A 15,591-nucleotide genomic window follows, 5' to 3' on the forward strand; every position below is an offset into this window, starting at 1 on the left:
GCCGGAGCGGCTACTTGCGCTTGGCGGCGGCCAAACGCTCTGCGAATTCCGGGGATTCGATGGAGCGGGCCTGCGGACCGAGTTCGATGTCGACGGCGGTCCCGTGCTGATCGGTGTCGACCGTTCCCGGATTGGCGGTGGCCCGCATCGAGGCCTTCGTGGCGATCACGACGTCGCGCGGAGCGCCGGCGGGGCCCGCGGCAAGCACGCGTGCGGCGCCCACGGGATCCTCGGCGATCGACAGCGCCAACCCGTGGCGCACCGCGGACTCGGCGTCGAAGCGCATGCCGAACAACAGGGCCGCCCTGGCCACCTGCGGGCCGACGCCTCGTTGCAGCATCCATGTGGCGCCGCCGCCGGGATGGATGCCCAGCTTCTGGAACCGCGGGTCGAACAGCGCGGCCGGGCCTGCGATACGGACGTCGGCGGCCAGCGCGAGGTTCAAGCCGGCGCCGACGGCAGCGCCGTTGACCGCGGCGATGGTCGGGAGCGTGCAATCGGCGACCGCGAGGAACCCGTCGTAGATCTTGCGCAGCCCGTCCTCGGTGGCTTCGCCGAGCGCCGTCAGGTCGGCGCCGGCGCAGAATGCCTTGCCTGCTCCCGTGACGATCACGGCGTGCACATCGGGGTTGGCTTCGGCGGCCTCGACCGCGGCACGCAGGGCCGCCGACATCTCGAAGGTCACCGCATTGCGGCGATCGGGGTCGTTGACGGTGATGACTGCGATGTGATCGTCGACGCTGACCAACACTGAATCGGACACGTTGTCACCCTAACCTCCGTGGGCTTGGGCCCGTGAGCGTCACGCGAGCCCGCAGCCGCTAGGCAGGTAAACCTAGCCTAACCACGCTATGCTCCGTCCGAGTCGTCCGGCTGAGGGGGAATTGTGCGGGTGAAATCAGGTCATTGGGGCCGTGTTGTTGCTGTCGTCGCGATGTCGGTGGGCCTGCTGACGGCCTGTGGATCTGGCGAGAACCAGACGCCGCAGGCAGATGCCGTGACCATCACGCACAAGTTCGGTGAGACGAAGGTACCTGCAGCTCCGCAGCGCGTCGTCACCGTCGGGTGGACCGATCAGGACTTCGTGCTGCCGTTCGGTGTGATCCCGGTGAGTACCAGAGATTTCGAGGAGAACTACAGCAGCTATCCGTGGGTTGCCTCGGCCACTGGCGGCAAAGCCATCCCGACCTGGGGTAGCGATGAGATCGACTTCGAGGCGATCGCCGCGCAGAAGCCAGACCTGATCTTCGCGATCTACGAGTCAATCGATCGGCCGACCTACGACCGGCTTTCCCAGATCGCGCCCACGGTGATCCAGTCCGCTGACTACGCCGACGAGGAGACGCCGTGGAATGCCCAGTTGCTGACCACCGGCAAGGCGTTGGGCAAGGAAGCCGAGGCCGCGGCGCTCGTCGAGAAGGTCCAGGGCCGGATTGACGACGTACGCAAGGCCAATCCGGAATTTGACGGCAAGACGCTGGTGGTCGATCAGGGACCCGAGAGCGGTGGGCATTATCTGTTGCCGCAGAACGACCCTCGGCGCGCGGTGTTCAACGCGGTCGGTTTCAAGACCCAGGATGTCGATGGTGATGTCAGCGAGGAGAAACTCGAGTTGCTCGATCACGACGTGCTGTTCGTCGCCGGCGCCACCAGAGATCAGATGTTGGCCTCTCCGGCCTTCGCGCGTCTCGGTGTGGTCCGTGACGGCCGCACGCTGTACACGAATTTCGAGTCCAACCTCAACGGTGCGCTGACCTACAACGGACCCAGCGCCCTGCTGTACTCACTCGACGTGCTCACCCCACAGCTCGCGAATGCGCTCAACGGCCGGCCGGTGACCGACCTGTCGAACGGCTGAGCTACCCGGGCGCACTCCACGCGGCCCACAGCTGCGCGTAGCGGCCGCCCTGCTCGAGAAGCTCGGTGTGCGTCCCATTTTCGATGATGCGCCCGCCCTCCATCACCGCGATCTGGTCAGCCGTGGCGGCCTGAGTGAGCCGATGCGCGACGATCAACGTCGTTCGTCCCTCGGTCGCCGCGGCCGCTGCGCGTTCCAGCTCGACGGCATGAGCCGAACCCGCTTCTGCGGTTGCTTCGTCGAGAACCACCACCGCGGGGTCGGCCAGCACCAGTCGCGCCAAAGCGATGTGCTGAGCTTGGGCGGCGGTCAGGGATGCGCCATGCTCCCCTACAGGGGTGTCCAGCCCCTCGTCGAGGGCCTCGACCCAACCGGCCGCGCCGACCACGCGAAGGGCACCCCAGATCTCCTCGCGCGTGGCCTCCGGTGCCACCAGGCGCAGATCATCGATGAGCGGACCGGAGAAAACGTGAATCTCCTGAGTGACGGTGGCAACCCAGCGACGCAACAGGCGGGGATCGATGTCGCCCACGGCGACGCCGCCGATCTCGACGTGCCCCCGGGTGGCCGCGTACAGACCTGACACGATGGCTGCCAGCGTGCTCTTGCCCGCTCCGGTGGAGCCGACCAGTGCGCAGCGGGTCCCGGCCGGAATGCTGAGGGAAACATCCCGCAGAACTTCGGGTCCGGCGTTGTAGCGGAACGACAATGCGCGGATCTCGACGGCGGATCCGGCCGGGGTCGCCGAGCCGGGCCGCCCGGCGGGCACGGGCAGGTCGACGATTCCGACGAGCCGCGCCAGGCACGCTGCCGCGGCCTGGATCTCGTCGAAGTTGTACATGAGCATGCCGATCGGGTTGAACAACCGGTGAAACATCAAGGCGGCCGCCGTCGTCGCGCCGATGGTGACCGAACCGGACCGCACCAGCAGAAACCCAACCACCAATGTCGCTGACAATCCTATGAACTCGGCGCGGTTGACGCGCCCGACCAAGCGGGTGAACAGGGTGAAGACCGCCACCGAAAGATCCCGCACGCGGTTCGATGCATCCTCGATTCCGGCCAGCTGCTGAGCGTGGATCTCGTAGGCGTCGATGGTTCTGAAGCCTTGGACCGACTCCATGGTGAGCTGCGTGCGCTGTGCCGTCGCGACGCGCTGTTCGGCATACAGCGGTGCTGATCGCGGTAGGAACCACCGCAGGCCGGCCGCATATGCCGGGATGCACAGCGCGCCGGCCAAGCCCAGCCGCCAGTCCAGGCTTCCCATCGCGAAAAGCGTGATCACACCGAGAAACAGGGCATTGAACATGGTGGGCAATACCTGTGACACCGCCGTGGCCACCGCGGCGACATCTGGACCGACCCTGGACAGCAGATCGCCCCGGCCGCTCTCCTCGATCGTGGTGGCAGGCAGGTTCAGGGCCCTGGCGAGCACGTCCTCGCGCAGGTCGGCGACAGTGTGCTCGCCGAGCCGGTTGATCAGGTACGCCGACAGCCCGGTACCGAAGCCGCCGAGAACGGCGGACACACCGATCATCGCCGCCAGTCCTGCGAGGCTGCCCGTGGTGGCGCCGTCGCGGATTCGGTCGACGAGCGTACCGAGCAGGTAGACCGGCACCGTGGCGACGGCTGCCGCGGCAAGTCCGATCGCACACGCCGCGGTGGTCCGAGCCGGCCTGGTTCGCAGTTCGGCGACGAGCCACCGACGACTGCGTGCGGCCGAGGCCACGGGCAGGACAGGCGGGGTGATCGATTCGCTGATCGTCACCGGGACACCAACTTTCGGTAGACGGGGTCAGAGTCGAACAGATCGCGATGCGTTCCCTCGGCCCGAACCCGGCCGTCCGCCACCACGACAACGCGGTCGGCGGTGGCAAGCAGTGCAGGACTGCTGGTGACGATCAGTGTGGTGCGACCGGAGGACGGCCGCAGCTGCCGGATGCCGTCGGCGATGGCCTGTTCGGTGACGGCGTCGACCGCCGTGGTCGGGTCGTGCAGAACCAGGATGTCGGGGTCGGCGGCCAATGCCCGGGCCAACGTCAAGCGTTGTCTCTGACCGCCGGACAGGCTCGCTCCGCGCTCCAGGACGGGGTGCGACAGGCCGTCGGGATGAAGATCGACGACATCGACCGCGCACGAGGCCGCCAGTGCGGGCCCGGCATCGCGGCCCTGCGTGCCGATGCGCAGGTTGGATTCCAGGGTGCCAGTGAAGAGTTCACCGTTGTGGTGCTCGACGAGCAGTCTGTGGCGTCGCTCGCCGGGCTTGATCGCACTGATCGGGTACCCGCAGGCATGCACCGAAGCGGTAGACCGCACCCGGCCCGAAAGCACGTCGACCAGCGTCGCCGCGTCGCGTGCGTCAGCAGTCAGCACGGCGACGCACTCGCCGGGCGCAAGCTGCAGGGTCCAGCCGTCGAGGCGCGCGGTCAGGGCGCCGGGGAGTACCTCCTCAGGCGCCGCCGTCGCAGGCTCGGAGGAATGCAGCGTTGGGGAATTCAGCACCGCCGCCACACGATTGGCCGATGCTCGGGCCTCGGCCACCCAACTCGGCACGATCGCAAGTGTGGAGAACGGCTCGATCAGGAACTGTGCCAGACCGATCACGGTGATCAACTGGCCCAGTGACAGATCACCGTGCAGTGCGAAGTAGGCGGCCGCGACAGCGACCGTCATGGCCGCCAGTGCTCCCGCCGCTGCCGCCCCGCCTTCCTGGACGCTTTCGATCCGGGCGGCGCGCAAGGTGGCGGCGAGCGATCTTCCGCTGGCTGCGCGGTAGCGTGCCGCGGCATTGGCTTGTGCCCCGATGCCCTGCAACGGCCGGTGCCCGCTGACCAGATCGGTGGCCAACGCGGTCGCCCGTCCCACCTCTGCCTGCTGTTCCTCCACCCGCCGCGCGATCAGCGGTGCGCTCAATTGAAGTGCGGACACTACGAGGGGGATGCCGATGAGCACGATCAATCCCAGCGGCAGGTCGATGCTCAGCAGCACGATGCCGCATACGACCGTGGCGACCACTGCGCCGGCGACGCGGGGCAGGTAGTCGATGACGTAGCCGGTTTCATCGGCATCCGTCGACGAGATCGAGAGCAGTTCACCGGCTTTGAAATCCGTTTGGATGCCCAGCGGGTCGAGGAGCCTACCGCTGATCTCTATGCGCAACAGATGTGATTCGCGCGCGACGGCATACATCAGCAACCGGGACCCGAACCGCCACAGAGCCGACAGCACGAGAAAAAGGGCGGCCAGCACCGTGATCCAGGCGATGATGGCCGGCACGCTCCCGGTGCCGACCGCGCGGTCGACGATCACCCCGATGAGCACCGGTATCGCGGCCTCACACACCTGATGCAGTGACGTCAGTGCGGTACCGGGGATCAGCCAGCGCAGATTGCGGATTACGGTGCGGCGCAGCACAGCCGCACCGGAATTCACGACGGCCTCCTGGTGTACGCAGATGCCCGTGGAATGACCAGCGGCGTCGCGGTCTGAGGGTCCTCGATGATCTGGCACGCCAAGCCGTAGACGTCCTCGACCAACTCCTCGGTGATGACCGTGGCCGGATCACCCTGCGCGACAATCTCCCCGGACTTCATGGCGACGATGTGGTCGGCATAGCGGCACGCGTGGTTGAGGTCGTGCAAGACGGCGACGACCGTGCGGTTCTGCTCCCGGTTGAGCTTGGTGAACAAGTCGAGCAACTCCACCTGGTGGGCGATATCGAGGTACGTGGTCGGCTCGTCGAGCAGGATCAGCGGGGTCTGCTGGGCCAGCACCACCGCCACCCAGACTCGTTGTCGCTGACCGCCGGACAACTCGTCGACCAGCCGACCGGCCAACTCCGTCACCCCGGTCTGGCCCATCGCATCGGCGACCGCGGCTTCGTCGTCGGCCGACCACTGTCGCATGATTCTCTGATGTGGGAAGCGGCCTCGGGACACGAGATCGGCCACCGTGATGCCCTCGGGGGCGATCGATGTCTGAGGCAGCAGGCCCAGTCTCCGGGCCACCTCCTTGGTGTGCAGGGACGCGATGTCTTCGCCGTCGAGAACGACCTGGCCCTCGGAAGGTTTGATCAGTCGGGCCAGCCCGCGCAAAAGGGTGGACTTGCCGCACGCGTTGGGGCCGACGATCGCGGTGACCTGTCCGTCAGGCACCTGCACCGACAGGCCGGCGATGACGGTGTGGTCCTCGTAGCCGATCGACAGGTGGTTGGCACGTAGCCGACTGCCCTCCATATGCATGCTCCCTTTACCGTTTACGTGCCTGCGCGACAAGCAGATAGATCAGGTAGGTGCCCCCCAGCGACACCGTCACCGCACCGACCGGGAGTTCGTTGCCGCCGAACAGATGCTGGGCGATGACGTCACTGCCGAGCAGCAGGACTGCGCCCATCGTCGCGGACGGCATCAGGCCGACGCCCGCACTGGCCGTCAACCGGCGCGCGAGTTGCGGTGCCGCCAGCGCGATGAATGTGATCGGTCCCGCGGCGGCGCAAGCCAGTGCCACCAGTGCCACCGCAGCGACCAGATAGGCCAATCGCGCTCGGTCAGGTTGTATCCCGAGAGCCCCTGCCGCATCATCGCCGAGCTGCAGTATCGGAAGCTGCGGGCCCAGCGCCACCAGCCCGACGGTGACGGCCAGCAGGCAGACCGTCATCGGAACGACCTGCACCCAGCTCAACCCGCTCAGGGTGCCCTGCTGCCACACCGATGCGGTGACCGCCGCGTGAAAGTCGAGTTTGATCACGATCCACTGGTTTACCGAGCTCAACACTGCACCCAGAGCGATACCCACCACGATCAGCCGGTACCCCGCCAGCCCGTTGCGGTAGGCCAGCAGATACACCGCGAGTGCGGTGACCAGACCGCCCACCAATGCGCCGGCCGCGACGGCGTAGTAGCCGCCGCCGAAACCGGCGATGACGATCAGGGCTCCCGTGTAGGCGCCGGTGTTGACCCCGATGATGTCGGGACTGCCCAGCGGGTTTCGGGTCAGTGCCTGAAAAATCGCACCGGAGATGCCCAGCGCGGCACCGACCAGCAGCGCCATCACAGTCCGCGGCATTCGCCATTCGAGTACCACCACGCGGTCGAACGACGTGTTGGCGCCGAGCAGAACCTTCAGCACCTCCAGGGGCGCGACGGTGTACTTGCCGAATCCGATGGCGACCACTCCGATGACGACGGCAGCGGCCAGAAGTGAAACCACGACGAGGATCGAGCGCCACGAGGCCCGGAACGACATGCCTCGAGAACGCAAGACAACTTGGCGGTGCCCGAATTCGACGCTCATCCGCGATCCGACCCACGGCGTCGGATCAACCAGATCAGCACCGGCGCACCGAGAAAGGCGGTGACGATACCGGCGGGCAGTTCTGCGGGCCGGATGATCACACGGCCCATGATGTCGGCCGCCAGCAGAAGCGCCGGCGCCACGAAGCACGCATACGCCAGGATCCAGCGCCAGTCCGGGCCGGTGAATCGCCGCACGGCGTGCGGAACCATCAGACCGACAAAACCGATCGGGCCGGCACCGGCGGTCGCGGCACCCGCGAGGAGGGTAACGGCGACGAGACTGAGTGCCTGTGTGCGTGCGACGTTGCCGCCCATGCTCTTCGCCAGATCCTCGCCAAGGGCTGTGACGTTGAGCGAGCGGCTGACGATGACGCACAACACCGCCCCGAGGGCGATGAACGGACCGATGGCCGCCGCCACCTCAAGAGGCCGGCCGTCGAGCGCCCCGGCGTCCCAGTAGCGCATGTTGTCGAAGGCACGGGGATTGCGCAACCGCACGGCGAATCCGATGCCGTCGAGCACGGCGCCCACCGCCACGCCTGCGAGCAGGACCCGCACCGGGGTGACGGTGACGCGGCCGGTCATGCCGACCAGATACACGATGGCCATCGCGAAAAGCGCTCCGGCAAAGGCGAACCAGATATAGGTCCGGATGCCGGTCAGACCGAAGAAGGCGATTGCGCTGACGACGAACAACGCGGCGCCGGCGTTGATTCCGAGGATCTCGGTGTCAGCCAACGGATTCCGTCCGACTGCCTGTATGAGGGTGCCTGAAAGTCCCAGGGCGAGTCCGACGAGAAGTGCGAGCGCAGTGCGGGGGATCCGCAGGTCGTGCACGATCCACTGATCGCCGATGTCGTGGTAGTCGGTGACCGCATGCCAGACCGTCGACAGGGACACGTTCTCGGTGCCGACTGCCAGGCTGGCCAAACACATTGCCGCCAGCAACATGGCGGCGATCAGCAGCCCGAAACCACGGCGGCGTCGCACGGATCCGGTCGGTGGAGCCGCCGGCTTGAAGGTGATCACCGCGGCTGCGGCTGACCGGTCCCGTACGCTGCATAGTCGAAGAGGGTCATTGCGTTAGGTTAGCCTAACGAAGGTTGCGGTCTGGTCGCCGAGGGCGTCGAACGAACCCTGACGCGCCACAAATGTTCACCGAAACGTCAGCCGCGTCGCCCGGCGATCCGGCTTTCGTGAGCGGACAATGATTCGGTGACGGCCGACATCGCCGATATTTCTGGCGCTCCGGGCGCCGGTTCGGCACAGCCGACGCGGCGTCGGCTGCTCTTGTCGGCCGCGGGCGCGGTCTTTCTGCTCGACGTCGGGACCAAGGCCCTGGCTGTGGGGACACTCGAGCCCGGCCGCACCGTCCCGTTGCTCGGTAACTGGCTGGCGTGTGAGCTCACCCGCAATTCCGGTGCGGCATTGTCGATGGCCGCGGACCGGACCGTGATGTTGACCATCGTCGTCCTGTGCGTTGCCGCGGCCATCGCCTGGATCGGCGTGCATGTCCGCTCGCCGTGGTGGGCTCTGGGCCTCGGGACGATCCTGGGAGGCGCCGCGGGCAACCTCGTCGACCGATTCTTCCGCGCCCCCGGACCGCTGCGGGGCCATGTGGTCGACTTTCTGGCGATCGGCCCGATGCCGGTGTTCAATGTCGCGGATCTCGCTGTACTGGCGGGCGTGGTGTGGCTGATCGCGTTGTCGCTGTCAGGTTTTCCGTTCAACGGTGCGGCCCGGAACTTGGGGCCGCATGCTGGACACTAATCTGGACCACCGGATCGGTTCGGCGGACGATCGGCCGCATACCCCCTGGCACGAGACCACCGCGGCGATGGTGCTCGCCGGGATCGGGGCAGTGGTGGCCATCGGCGCGCTGGTATTCGCGATCCTGATGACGTCGCATCATTCGGTGCTGCCGGCCCAGCCGGAGCGGCTCACCCCGGTGACGCCCACGAAGCCGGTGTCGTCGCGGTCGATGACCACGAGTACCAGCACATCGCCACGGACACCGGTGAGCACCAGCGAGGACGTCGGAACGTCAAGTGCGCCACCGCCACCCCCAGAAGTTGCGGTGGAGACGACTGCGCCGCCGACCACGACCATGTCGAATCCCTATGCGACCACCTCGGTACCCAACGCGGGTGCGTTCTAGCCGATGCCGAACGGGCCGAAAGGCCCGAGCGGACCGAGGATGACGGAGGAGTCGTCGGGTTCGTTGGGGCACGCCACGTCGACGTACACGGTGATCGAGGATTTCGGAGCCGGCGGTGAGGACCGGTCGGGGTTGTGGATGCCTTTGACCGAGCACTCCGACAGCGGGGTCGTGCTCACGCCGCCGACCCAGTTGATCTCGACGCTGTAGCCCTGATCCTCGAGGTCGCTGATGACTGCGTCAGCTGACTGCTCGCCCGCTGTGGGATCAGCTCCGGCGGGTGGGGCTGAGATGACGAGAATCCCGGCGCAGCACAACACCAAGGGGGAAACCACTTTTACGCACCGCGATGCTCGCCGCATGATGACCCTCCCGGCGGTCGGACCGGTCTTGCCAGTCTATTCCGCCGGGCAGGGGGATGACGTCGTTCAGGAGTTCGAGGACTCGTCCGGGCACTGCACATCCACGTGGACCGTCACCGATGACTTCGGCAACGGGGGCGCCCCGCGGTTGGGGTTGTGGATGGAATTGACCCGGCACCTGTCCAGCGGCAGTGTGCTCTTGCCGCCCACCCAGTTGATCGCCACTGTGTAGCCCTCGGCGCTAAGGGCGGAGATGGTCTCGTCGGCCCGTTGCCCGCTGCCCGCAGTCGGCTCTGCCGCGGCTAATGGCGCACCCCCGACCGCAATGGCGGGAATGAAAACCGCCACACCGATGATTCTCGATCTTCGCGCATGCGTCAGCATTTCGATCCTCCCCGGCGGTCGGATCTCGTGCTGTCGCTCTCACCGGTAGCTCCGGCCGTCAACAGCCAGTGTATTCCCGGTGTACAGAAAGTTAACAGAAAGTTGCGAAAATTCGTCCAGCGGATTTTGGCGGTGGAGCGCGGTGGACGGGGGGATGGGGGCAGCAAGAAATCAGGCAGCACCCGGGAATACCGGATGCTGCCTGAATGTATGTGTCAGGGAGCTGGAGCTGCGGGAGGCGGCGGCCCCGGGATTCCCGGTGCCGGCGGGGCTCCCGGTGCCGGGGGCGGAGCCGCTGGATCCGGCAGATTCTCACCGAGACCCGACGGGATGTTCGTCCCGGGCGGGGGAGCGGTGCCCGGAAGCGGTTCACCGAGTTGCTCTTTGGGGACCTGGCCCAGCATTGCGCCCCGCAGGTTCCCGTTACGGTACAGGTCGCGCATGTCCGCATCCAGTCGAGCCCGGAGATGTCCGCGTTCTCCTGGCCCGGTTCGACCCCGACCACGGTGCCCTGTCCGGGTGCTGACGGCTTCTCGTTCTGCGGGAGGAAGTTCCCGTTGTTGAACGCCCTGAGGTTGGGGGCGTTGGTGGGTGGCGGACCGCCCGGTGCAGCCGGAGCTGCGTACTGCCCCAACAGCGCACCCGGGCTCAGGTCGATCCCGTCGGGGACGCCCATTCTGCCTGGCGCCGCCTGGGTTCCGGTCTGCCCCAGAACCGACAGCCCTTGCGGCCCGAGTGGTGCACCGACGAGCGGCACCTCGGGTCCGGCCGGGGGAGGCGGTTCCACCGCGGGGGCCGGGGCGGCAACCGCGGGAGCGCCCGGAACCTCCGGCGGTGCCGGGTCGGCTGCGGCGGTTGCCGAGCAGGCAACCGCCGCACCGACCACGAACAGCCCGGCTGCGGCGAGGGCGGCCATCGCGTTCTTGACCGCGTACGTGCCGTCTGGGTTCTCGCTCATGCCTTCGTGTTTCGCTTTCACAGCTCCCCGTCAGACTGCCTTGGTGACGCCGTAGTACGCGACCACGTCGTCGGTGTCGGTGGTGGAGCTGGTCAGGGTCGCGTACGAGCGCAGGAAGGACTGACCGGTGCAGCCGTCGATCTTGATGTGGACGTCCTTGACCGTGACGCGTACCGGTGCCGCCTTGAACGACTTCTTGTTCACGGACACGTTGGTGACGGTACCGGGCTTGAGGTGGATCTCCAGCGTGCCCGACATCGGCATGCTCACACCGGTCGGGATGATGCCGGCCAGCGTCGAACCCGACGTGCTCAGGCCGATCGAGCCGATGAGGCGGACCTGGCCCAGTTCGATACCGCAACCGATCTGGTAGCCGGTATCCAGTGTGCCGCCGGACAGAGTGGTGGACCCGCCACCGGTGACGGTGCCGGTGAACGTGCCGGCCACGAGGTATTCGCGAGAGGATGCGGCGGTGGTCAGCGGTGCCACCGGCAGCTGGCTCTCGTCTTTCGCAGCGACGGTGAGCTTCCACCCGTCGGGCGTCGTGACGACACCGGGCTCCGCGGATGCGACGAGACCGTTGTCCGGCGGGGGGCCGGCGTCGGCGACCGGTGCTCCAGGGCCGGCTGCGCCCGAGTTGCCTCCGGTGGCGGCCGGTGTGCCGGCCCCGGGTCCGGTATCGGTGCCGGTCGCGACCACGGATGATCCTGGCGTACCTGCGGTTACGGCCTGCTCGACGTTCGCCAACGCGCTCGATTCGGCGTCGACGTTCTACGGCGATTTCGCGGATTCGATCGAAGGCGTGGAGCGCCCCGACTACGGGGACCCGACCATCAGCACGACGAACACCAGTGGCCGGACCGCGCTGCGCGAAGCCGCCGCATCGGCGATGAGTGCCGCGGGAACACCTGGGCTTTCCCCGGACATCGCCAACCCGATGCGGTCCTGGTCGTTCGGCGCCACCAAGCTGCTCCTGAAGATGGGGCTGCGCACCGGTGGTCAATCTCTGAATGACACCGCCACCCAGCTCAACACCGATGCCACCAACGCACAGATGGCTTGTGCCGCTGCGGGCACCCACGCCTGACGGCGAATCGAATCACGTTGTCCTGATCAGGTTCTGGCGGGACGCGCCGGCATTCACCACCTTGGAAACTCACCCACCCCGATGCGCGGCGACCCGTGCCGTCAGTAAAGGACTGCCGTGATCCGGCTTGCGATTTCGTTGCTCACGCTCGTACTGCTGGCAACCAGTTGTGCCGGCGGCGGCGACAAGCCTCAGGGGCCGCCGAAGGATGTGCCCATGTCCGCGCTCGAGGGGCTGCTGCTGAGCACCGACGAGGTCAACTCCCTGATGGGGACCGACGGGATGACGGCGCACCCGCCGGTCACCGCGATGAGTGATCATCGCAACCTGCTGCCCAACCTGAATTGCCTCGGTGCCTGGCAGGTGAACGAGTCCGCCATCTACGGGGACCACTGGACCGCGATGCGCCAGGTACTGCTTCGAGCACCGGACAACGACAATTGGGACAACCTGTTGGTGCAGTCGGTGGTGATCTTCCCGACCCCGCAGGACGCCAAGGACTTTCTGGATCAGTCCGCCGATCGCTGGTCGAAGTGCACCGACCACAAGGTGAACATCACGCTCAACGGTGAACCGTTGCCCAAGTGGAAGAGCGGCCAGCTCACCAAGACCGACGACGAGCTCACCCTGCCCTTCACCCGCGTCAACGGGGATCAGACCAGGGATTGCCAGCGGGCGCTCGGCGTGGCCGCCAATCTCGTCATGGACGTGCAGGCATGCAAGCCGGCAGGCTCGTCGGTAACCCAGGCAGCCGATGTGGTGGACAAGATCAAGGCCGCGATGCCGCGCTGATCGCTACCCGCCGGGGTGAGGCGGGTAGTCTGGCCCGCGCAGCTGGTTTGCCGGTGCCGGGGTGTTTGCGGTGCCGACATCGAACGACGCAGGCTGATTGAGATGCGACGTGAGAGGGAACCCGGTGAGAATCCGGGACTGTCCCGCAGCGGTATGCAGGAACGACCGCCGTCATCAGCACTGGCACGCAGGCAACTGCAGCTGGGAAGCGACGGCCAGTAGGAGCACGGTTTCCGTGCGTGCCTGTGAGTCCGAAGACCTGCCAGCCGTACCGGGCGCGCCGCGTCCGGTGGTTCATCGCCTCGCGGAATGGGCAGTGGCCGAACGCCGTTCACCCATGGCGGGGTGGCTGAGTTCGGTTCGACGTCTCCTGGCGGTGGCCATCCCCGTCGCACGTTGAAGGACGTCGTCATGAGCACAACTGCAGTACCCTTCACCGCCACCATCCTGGGTTCTCCCCGCATCGGACCCAACCGTGAACTCAAGCGCGCCGTCGAGAAGTACTGGGCCGGTCGTATCGACCGTGCCGAACTCGAGGCCGTGGCGGCAACGCTGCGCCGGGACACCTGGGAGTCACTGGCGGCGGCCGGACTGGACTCGGTCCCGGTCAACACGTTCTCCTACTACGACCAGATGCTCGACACCGCAGTGCTGGTCGGCGCACTCCCGCCGCGTGTGACCGCTGTCGCCGACGACCTGGACCGCTATTTCGCCGCGGCCCGGGGCGGTACCTATGACGGCGAAGAGATCGTCCCCTTGGAGATGACCAAGTGGTTCGACACCAACTACCACTACATCGTGCCCGAGATCGGCCAGGAGACCACCTTCGCCCTCAACCCGGCCAAAGTGCTGGGGGAGTTGGAAGAGGCACGTGCACAGGGGATTCCGGCGCGCCCGGTGCTTGTTGGTCCCATCACCTTCCTGGCCCTGTCCAAGTCCGTCGATGGAGCGGGAGCGCCGCTGGCCCGTCTCGATGACCTCGTCGATGTCTATGCCGAACTGCTGGGACGGTTGGCAGACAAGGGAATCGAGTGGGTCCAGGTCGATGAGCCGGTGTTGGTGACCGACATTGTCGACAATGCGGCCGACATCGCCGAGCGGACCTACGCCCATCTCGCCGGACTGACCAAACGGCCGGCTGTCTTCGTCGCGACCTACTTCGGTGAGCTGACCGACGCGTTGCCCGCATTGGCTCGTACCCCGATCGAGGCCATCGGCGTCGATCTGGTTGCCGGAACCAGCGCCGCGCTGGCCGCAGTGCCGGAGCTCGCCGACAAGCTCCTGGTGGCGGGTGTGGTCGACGGCCGCAATATCTGGCGCACCGACCTCGAGGCCGCACTGGGCACCCTGTCCGTGCTGACGGGGTCTGTGGCGGCGATAGCAGTTTCCACGTCATGCTCGACACTGCACGTGCCTTACACCCTTGACGCCGAGAGCGATCTGGACGCGGCGCTTCGCAGCTGGCTGGCCTTCGGCTTCGAGAAGGTCACCGAAGTGGTGGCACTGGCTCGTGGTCTCAAGAACGGTCGCGAGGCCATTTCTGGCGAGATCGCTGCGTCCAACGCCGCCATCGAGTCGCGCAAGTCTGATCCGCGACTCGACAACGGCGAAGTCCGGGCCCGGATCTCGGAGATCGTCGCTTCGGGCGCCAAGCGTGGGCCGGCTGATCAACGTCGCGTCGCTCAGCAGGACCGGCTGAAACTGCCTGCGTTGCCCACCACCACGATCGGTTCCTACCCGCAGACCTCGGCCATTCGGATCGCCCGTGCCGATCTGCGCTCCGGCAAGATCGACGCCGCTGAGTATGAGCGCCGCATGAAGGCCGAAGTCGCCGAGGTCATCGAGCTGCAGGAACAGCTGGGGTTGGACGTGCTGGTGCATGGTGAGCCCGAGCGCAACGACATGGTGCAGTACTTCGCCGAGCAACTCGACGGGTTCTTCGCCACGCAGAACGGGTGGGTGCAGTCCTACGGCAGCCGGTGCGTCCGTCCACCGATCCTCTATGGAGATGTGGCCCGGCCCAAGCCGATGACCGTCGATTGGATCACCTATGCGCAGTCGCTGACGGAAAAGCCGGTCAAGGGCATGCTCACCGGCCCGGTCACCATCTTGGCCTGGTCTTTCGTCCGTGACGATCAGCCGCTGGCGGAGACCGCCGCCCAGGTGGCCCTCGCGATCCGCGACGAGACCGTTGATCTGGAGTCGGCCGGTATCGCGATCATTCAGGTCGATGAGCCGGCGTTGCGCGAGCTGCTGCCGCTGCGTTCGAAAGCCAAAGAGGCGTACCTGAATTGGGCGGTGAAGGCGTTCCGGTTGTCCACGTCCGGGGTGGAGGATTCCACCCAGATCCACACCCATCTGTGCTACTCGGAGTTCGGTGAGGTGATCGGTGCGATCGCCGATCTGGACGCCGATGTGACCTCGATCGAGGCGGCTCGCTCGCACATGGAGGTGCTGGGCGATCTCAACGCCGTCGGCTTCTCGAACAGTGTGGGCCCGGGTGTCTACGACATCCACTCACCGCGGGTGCCGGGTGTCGAAGAGATCGCCACGTCGCTGCGGGAAGCACTCGAAGCTGTTCCGGCCGAACGACTCTGGGTCAACCCGGATTGTGGATTGAAGACCCGAACCACCGACGAGGTCACCGCATCGCTCAAACGACTGGTCGCAGCGGCCGCCGAGGTCCGCGGAGGATAGT

General features: G+C 66.6%; 16 protein-coding genes and 1 riboswitch. Of the genes, 6 read left to right on the forward strand and 10 right to left on the reverse strand.

The window, feature by feature from the left end; translation table 11 throughout:
- Positions 1–10: 10 nt before the first annotated feature.
- The gene (locus A5699_RS06525; protein WP_067767144.1) at positions 11–763 is read right to left on the reverse strand and encodes an enoyl-CoA hydratase; all 753 of its coding nucleotides are present in this window, start codon (positions 761–763) and stop codon (positions 11–13) included.
- Between the two features lie 234 nt (positions 764–997).
- Between A5699_RS06525 and A5699_RS06530 the strand changes: the two genes are divergently transcribed.
- Positions 998–1,858: an ABC transporter substrate-binding protein gene (locus tag A5699_RS06530; protein ID WP_231965616.1), complete on the forward strand. Its 861-nt coding sequence runs from the start codon at positions 998–1,000 to the stop codon at positions 1,856–1,858.
- A gap of 1 nt (position 1,859) precedes the next feature.
- Here the strand turns inward: A5699_RS06530 and A5699_RS06535 are convergent, their stop codons facing one another.
- The 5 genes from A5699_RS06535 to A5699_RS06555 are packed head-to-tail and all read right to left on the reverse strand — an operon-like array spanning position 1,860 to position 8,181.
- Positions 1,860–3,626 carry an ABC transporter ATP-binding protein gene (locus A5699_RS06535; RefSeq protein ID WP_157561119.1) on the reverse strand — a complete coding sequence of 589 codons (1,767 nt, stop codon included), beginning with the start codon at positions 3,624–3,626 and terminating at the stop codon, positions 1,860–1,862.
- Positions 3,623–5,290, reverse strand: a complete 1,668-nt coding sequence (locus A5699_RS06540; protein WP_157561120.1) for an ABC transporter ATP-binding protein — start codon at positions 5,288–5,290, stop codon at positions 3,623–3,625. The genes A5699_RS06535 and A5699_RS06540 overlap by 4 nt, the downstream gene beginning before the upstream one ends.
- Complete coding sequence (locus tag A5699_RS06545) at positions 5,287–6,093, reverse strand: ABC transporter ATP-binding protein (RefSeq protein ID WP_197508210.1); 807 nt, start codon at positions 6,091–6,093, stop codon at positions 5,287–5,289. The genes A5699_RS06540 and A5699_RS06545 overlap by 4 nt, the downstream gene beginning before the upstream one ends.
- A gap of 13 nt (positions 6,094–6,106) precedes the next feature.
- Positions 6,107–7,150: an iron chelate uptake ABC transporter family permease subunit gene (locus tag A5699_RS06550; RefSeq protein ID WP_067767166.1), complete on the reverse strand. Its 1,044-nt coding sequence runs from the start codon at positions 7,148–7,150 to the stop codon at positions 6,107–6,109.
- Complete coding sequence (locus A5699_RS06555; RefSeq protein WP_067767169.1) at positions 7,147–8,181, reverse strand: iron chelate uptake ABC transporter family permease subunit; 1,035 nt, start codon at positions 8,179–8,181, stop codon at positions 7,147–7,149. Before A5699_RS06555 ends, A5699_RS06550 begins: the two co-directional genes overlap by 4 nt.
- Before the next feature lie 186 nt (positions 8,182–8,367).
- Between A5699_RS06555 and A5699_RS06560 the strand changes: the two genes are divergently transcribed.
- Complete coding sequence (locus tag A5699_RS06560; protein WP_067767172.1) at positions 8,368–8,922, forward strand: signal peptidase II; 555 nt, start codon at positions 8,368–8,370, stop codon at positions 8,920–8,922.
- A complete protein-coding gene (locus A5699_RS06565; RefSeq protein WP_067767174.1) occupies positions 8,909–9,310 on the forward strand; it encodes a hypothetical protein in 402 nt (133 codons plus the stop codon). Before A5699_RS06560 ends, A5699_RS06565 begins: the two co-directional genes overlap by 14 nt.
- On the opposite strand, the gene A5699_RS06570 is transcribed toward A5699_RS06565, so the two are convergent.
- The 4 genes from A5699_RS06570 to A5699_RS06580 form a co-directional block, all read right to left on the reverse strand.
- On the reverse strand, positions 9,307–9,645 hold the full coding sequence (locus tag A5699_RS06570) for a hypothetical protein (protein WP_231965619.1): 339 nt from the start codon (positions 9,643–9,645) through the stop codon (positions 9,307–9,309). The genes A5699_RS06565 and A5699_RS06570 overlap by 4 nt on opposite strands.
- Positions 9,646–9,738: 93 nt before the next feature.
- A complete protein-coding gene (locus tag A5699_RS28995) occupies positions 9,739–10,020 on the reverse strand; it encodes a hypothetical protein (protein WP_231965621.1) in 282 nt (93 codons plus the stop codon).
- Between the two features lie 251 nt (positions 10,021–10,271).
- The gene (locus A5699_RS29840; protein WP_231965623.1) at positions 10,272–10,499 is read right to left on the reverse strand and encodes a hypothetical protein; all 228 of its coding nucleotides are present in this window, start codon (positions 10,497–10,499) and stop codon (positions 10,272–10,274) included.
- A gap of 545 nt (positions 10,500–11,044) precedes the next feature.
- Positions 11,045–11,713 (reverse strand): MspA family porin, encoded by a 669-nt coding sequence (locus A5699_RS06580; protein ID WP_231965624.1) that lies wholly within the window; start codon positions 11,711–11,713, stop codon positions 11,045–11,047.
- Here A5699_RS06580 and A5699_RS06585 point away from each other — a divergent pair.
- From A5699_RS06585 to metE, 3 genes are all read left to right on the forward strand, one after another.
- The gene (locus tag A5699_RS06585) at positions 11,697–12,101 is read left to right on the forward strand and encodes a hypothetical protein (protein WP_067767466.1); all 405 of its coding nucleotides are present in this window, start codon (positions 11,697–11,699) and stop codon (positions 12,099–12,101) included. The genes A5699_RS06580 and A5699_RS06585 overlap by 17 nt on opposite strands.
- A gap of 216 nt (positions 12,102–12,317) precedes the next feature.
- A complete protein-coding gene (locus A5699_RS06590) occupies positions 12,318–12,893 on the forward strand; it encodes a sensor domain-containing protein (RefSeq protein WP_231965628.1) in 576 nt (191 codons plus the stop codon).
- Positions 12,894–12,966: 73 nt separating this feature from the next.
- A riboswitch (cobalamin riboswitch) is annotated at positions 12,967–13,175 on the forward strand.
- Between the two features lie 129 nt (positions 13,176–13,304).
- Positions 13,305–15,590, forward strand: a complete 2,286-nt coding sequence (gene metE / locus A5699_RS06595) for a 5-methyltetrahydropteroyltriglutamate--homocysteine S-methyltransferase (RefSeq protein ID WP_067767469.1) — start codon at positions 13,305–13,307, stop codon at positions 15,588–15,590.
- The last annotated feature ends 1 nt before the right edge of the window (position 15,591 follow it).

This window comes from Mycobacterium sp. E802 (genome assembly GCF_001666875.1).
GTDB lineage: Bacteria > Actinomycetota > Actinomycetes > Mycobacteriales > Mycobacteriaceae > Mycobacterium.

What these genes read in the sequence shown, in the direction of transcription:
- A5699_RS06545 (WP_197508210.1), bottom strand. Translation starts at nt 6,093, where the DNA reads ATGGAGGGCAGTCGGCTACGTGCCAACCACCTGTCGATCGGCTACGAG.
- A5699_RS06550 (WP_067767166.1), bottom strand. Translation starts at nt 7,150, where the DNA reads ATGAGCGTCGAATTCGGGCACCGCCAAGTTGTCTTGCGTTCTCGAGGC.
- A5699_RS06565 (WP_067767174.1), top strand. Translation starts at nt 8,909, where the DNA reads ATGCTGGACACTAATCTGGACCACCGGATCGGTTCGGCGGACGATCGG.
- A5699_RS29840 (WP_231965623.1), bottom strand. Translation starts at nt 10,499, where the DNA reads ATGCGCGACCTGTACCGTAACGGGAACCTGCGGGGCGCAATGCTGGGC.
- A5699_RS06590 (WP_231965628.1), top strand. Translation starts at nt 12,318, where the DNA reads ATGTCCGCGCTCGAGGGGCTGCTGCTGAGCACCGACGAGGTCAACTCC.
- metE (WP_067767469.1), top strand. Translation starts at nt 13,305, where the DNA reads ATGAGCACAACTGCAGTACCCTTCACCGCCACCATCCTGGGTTCTCCC.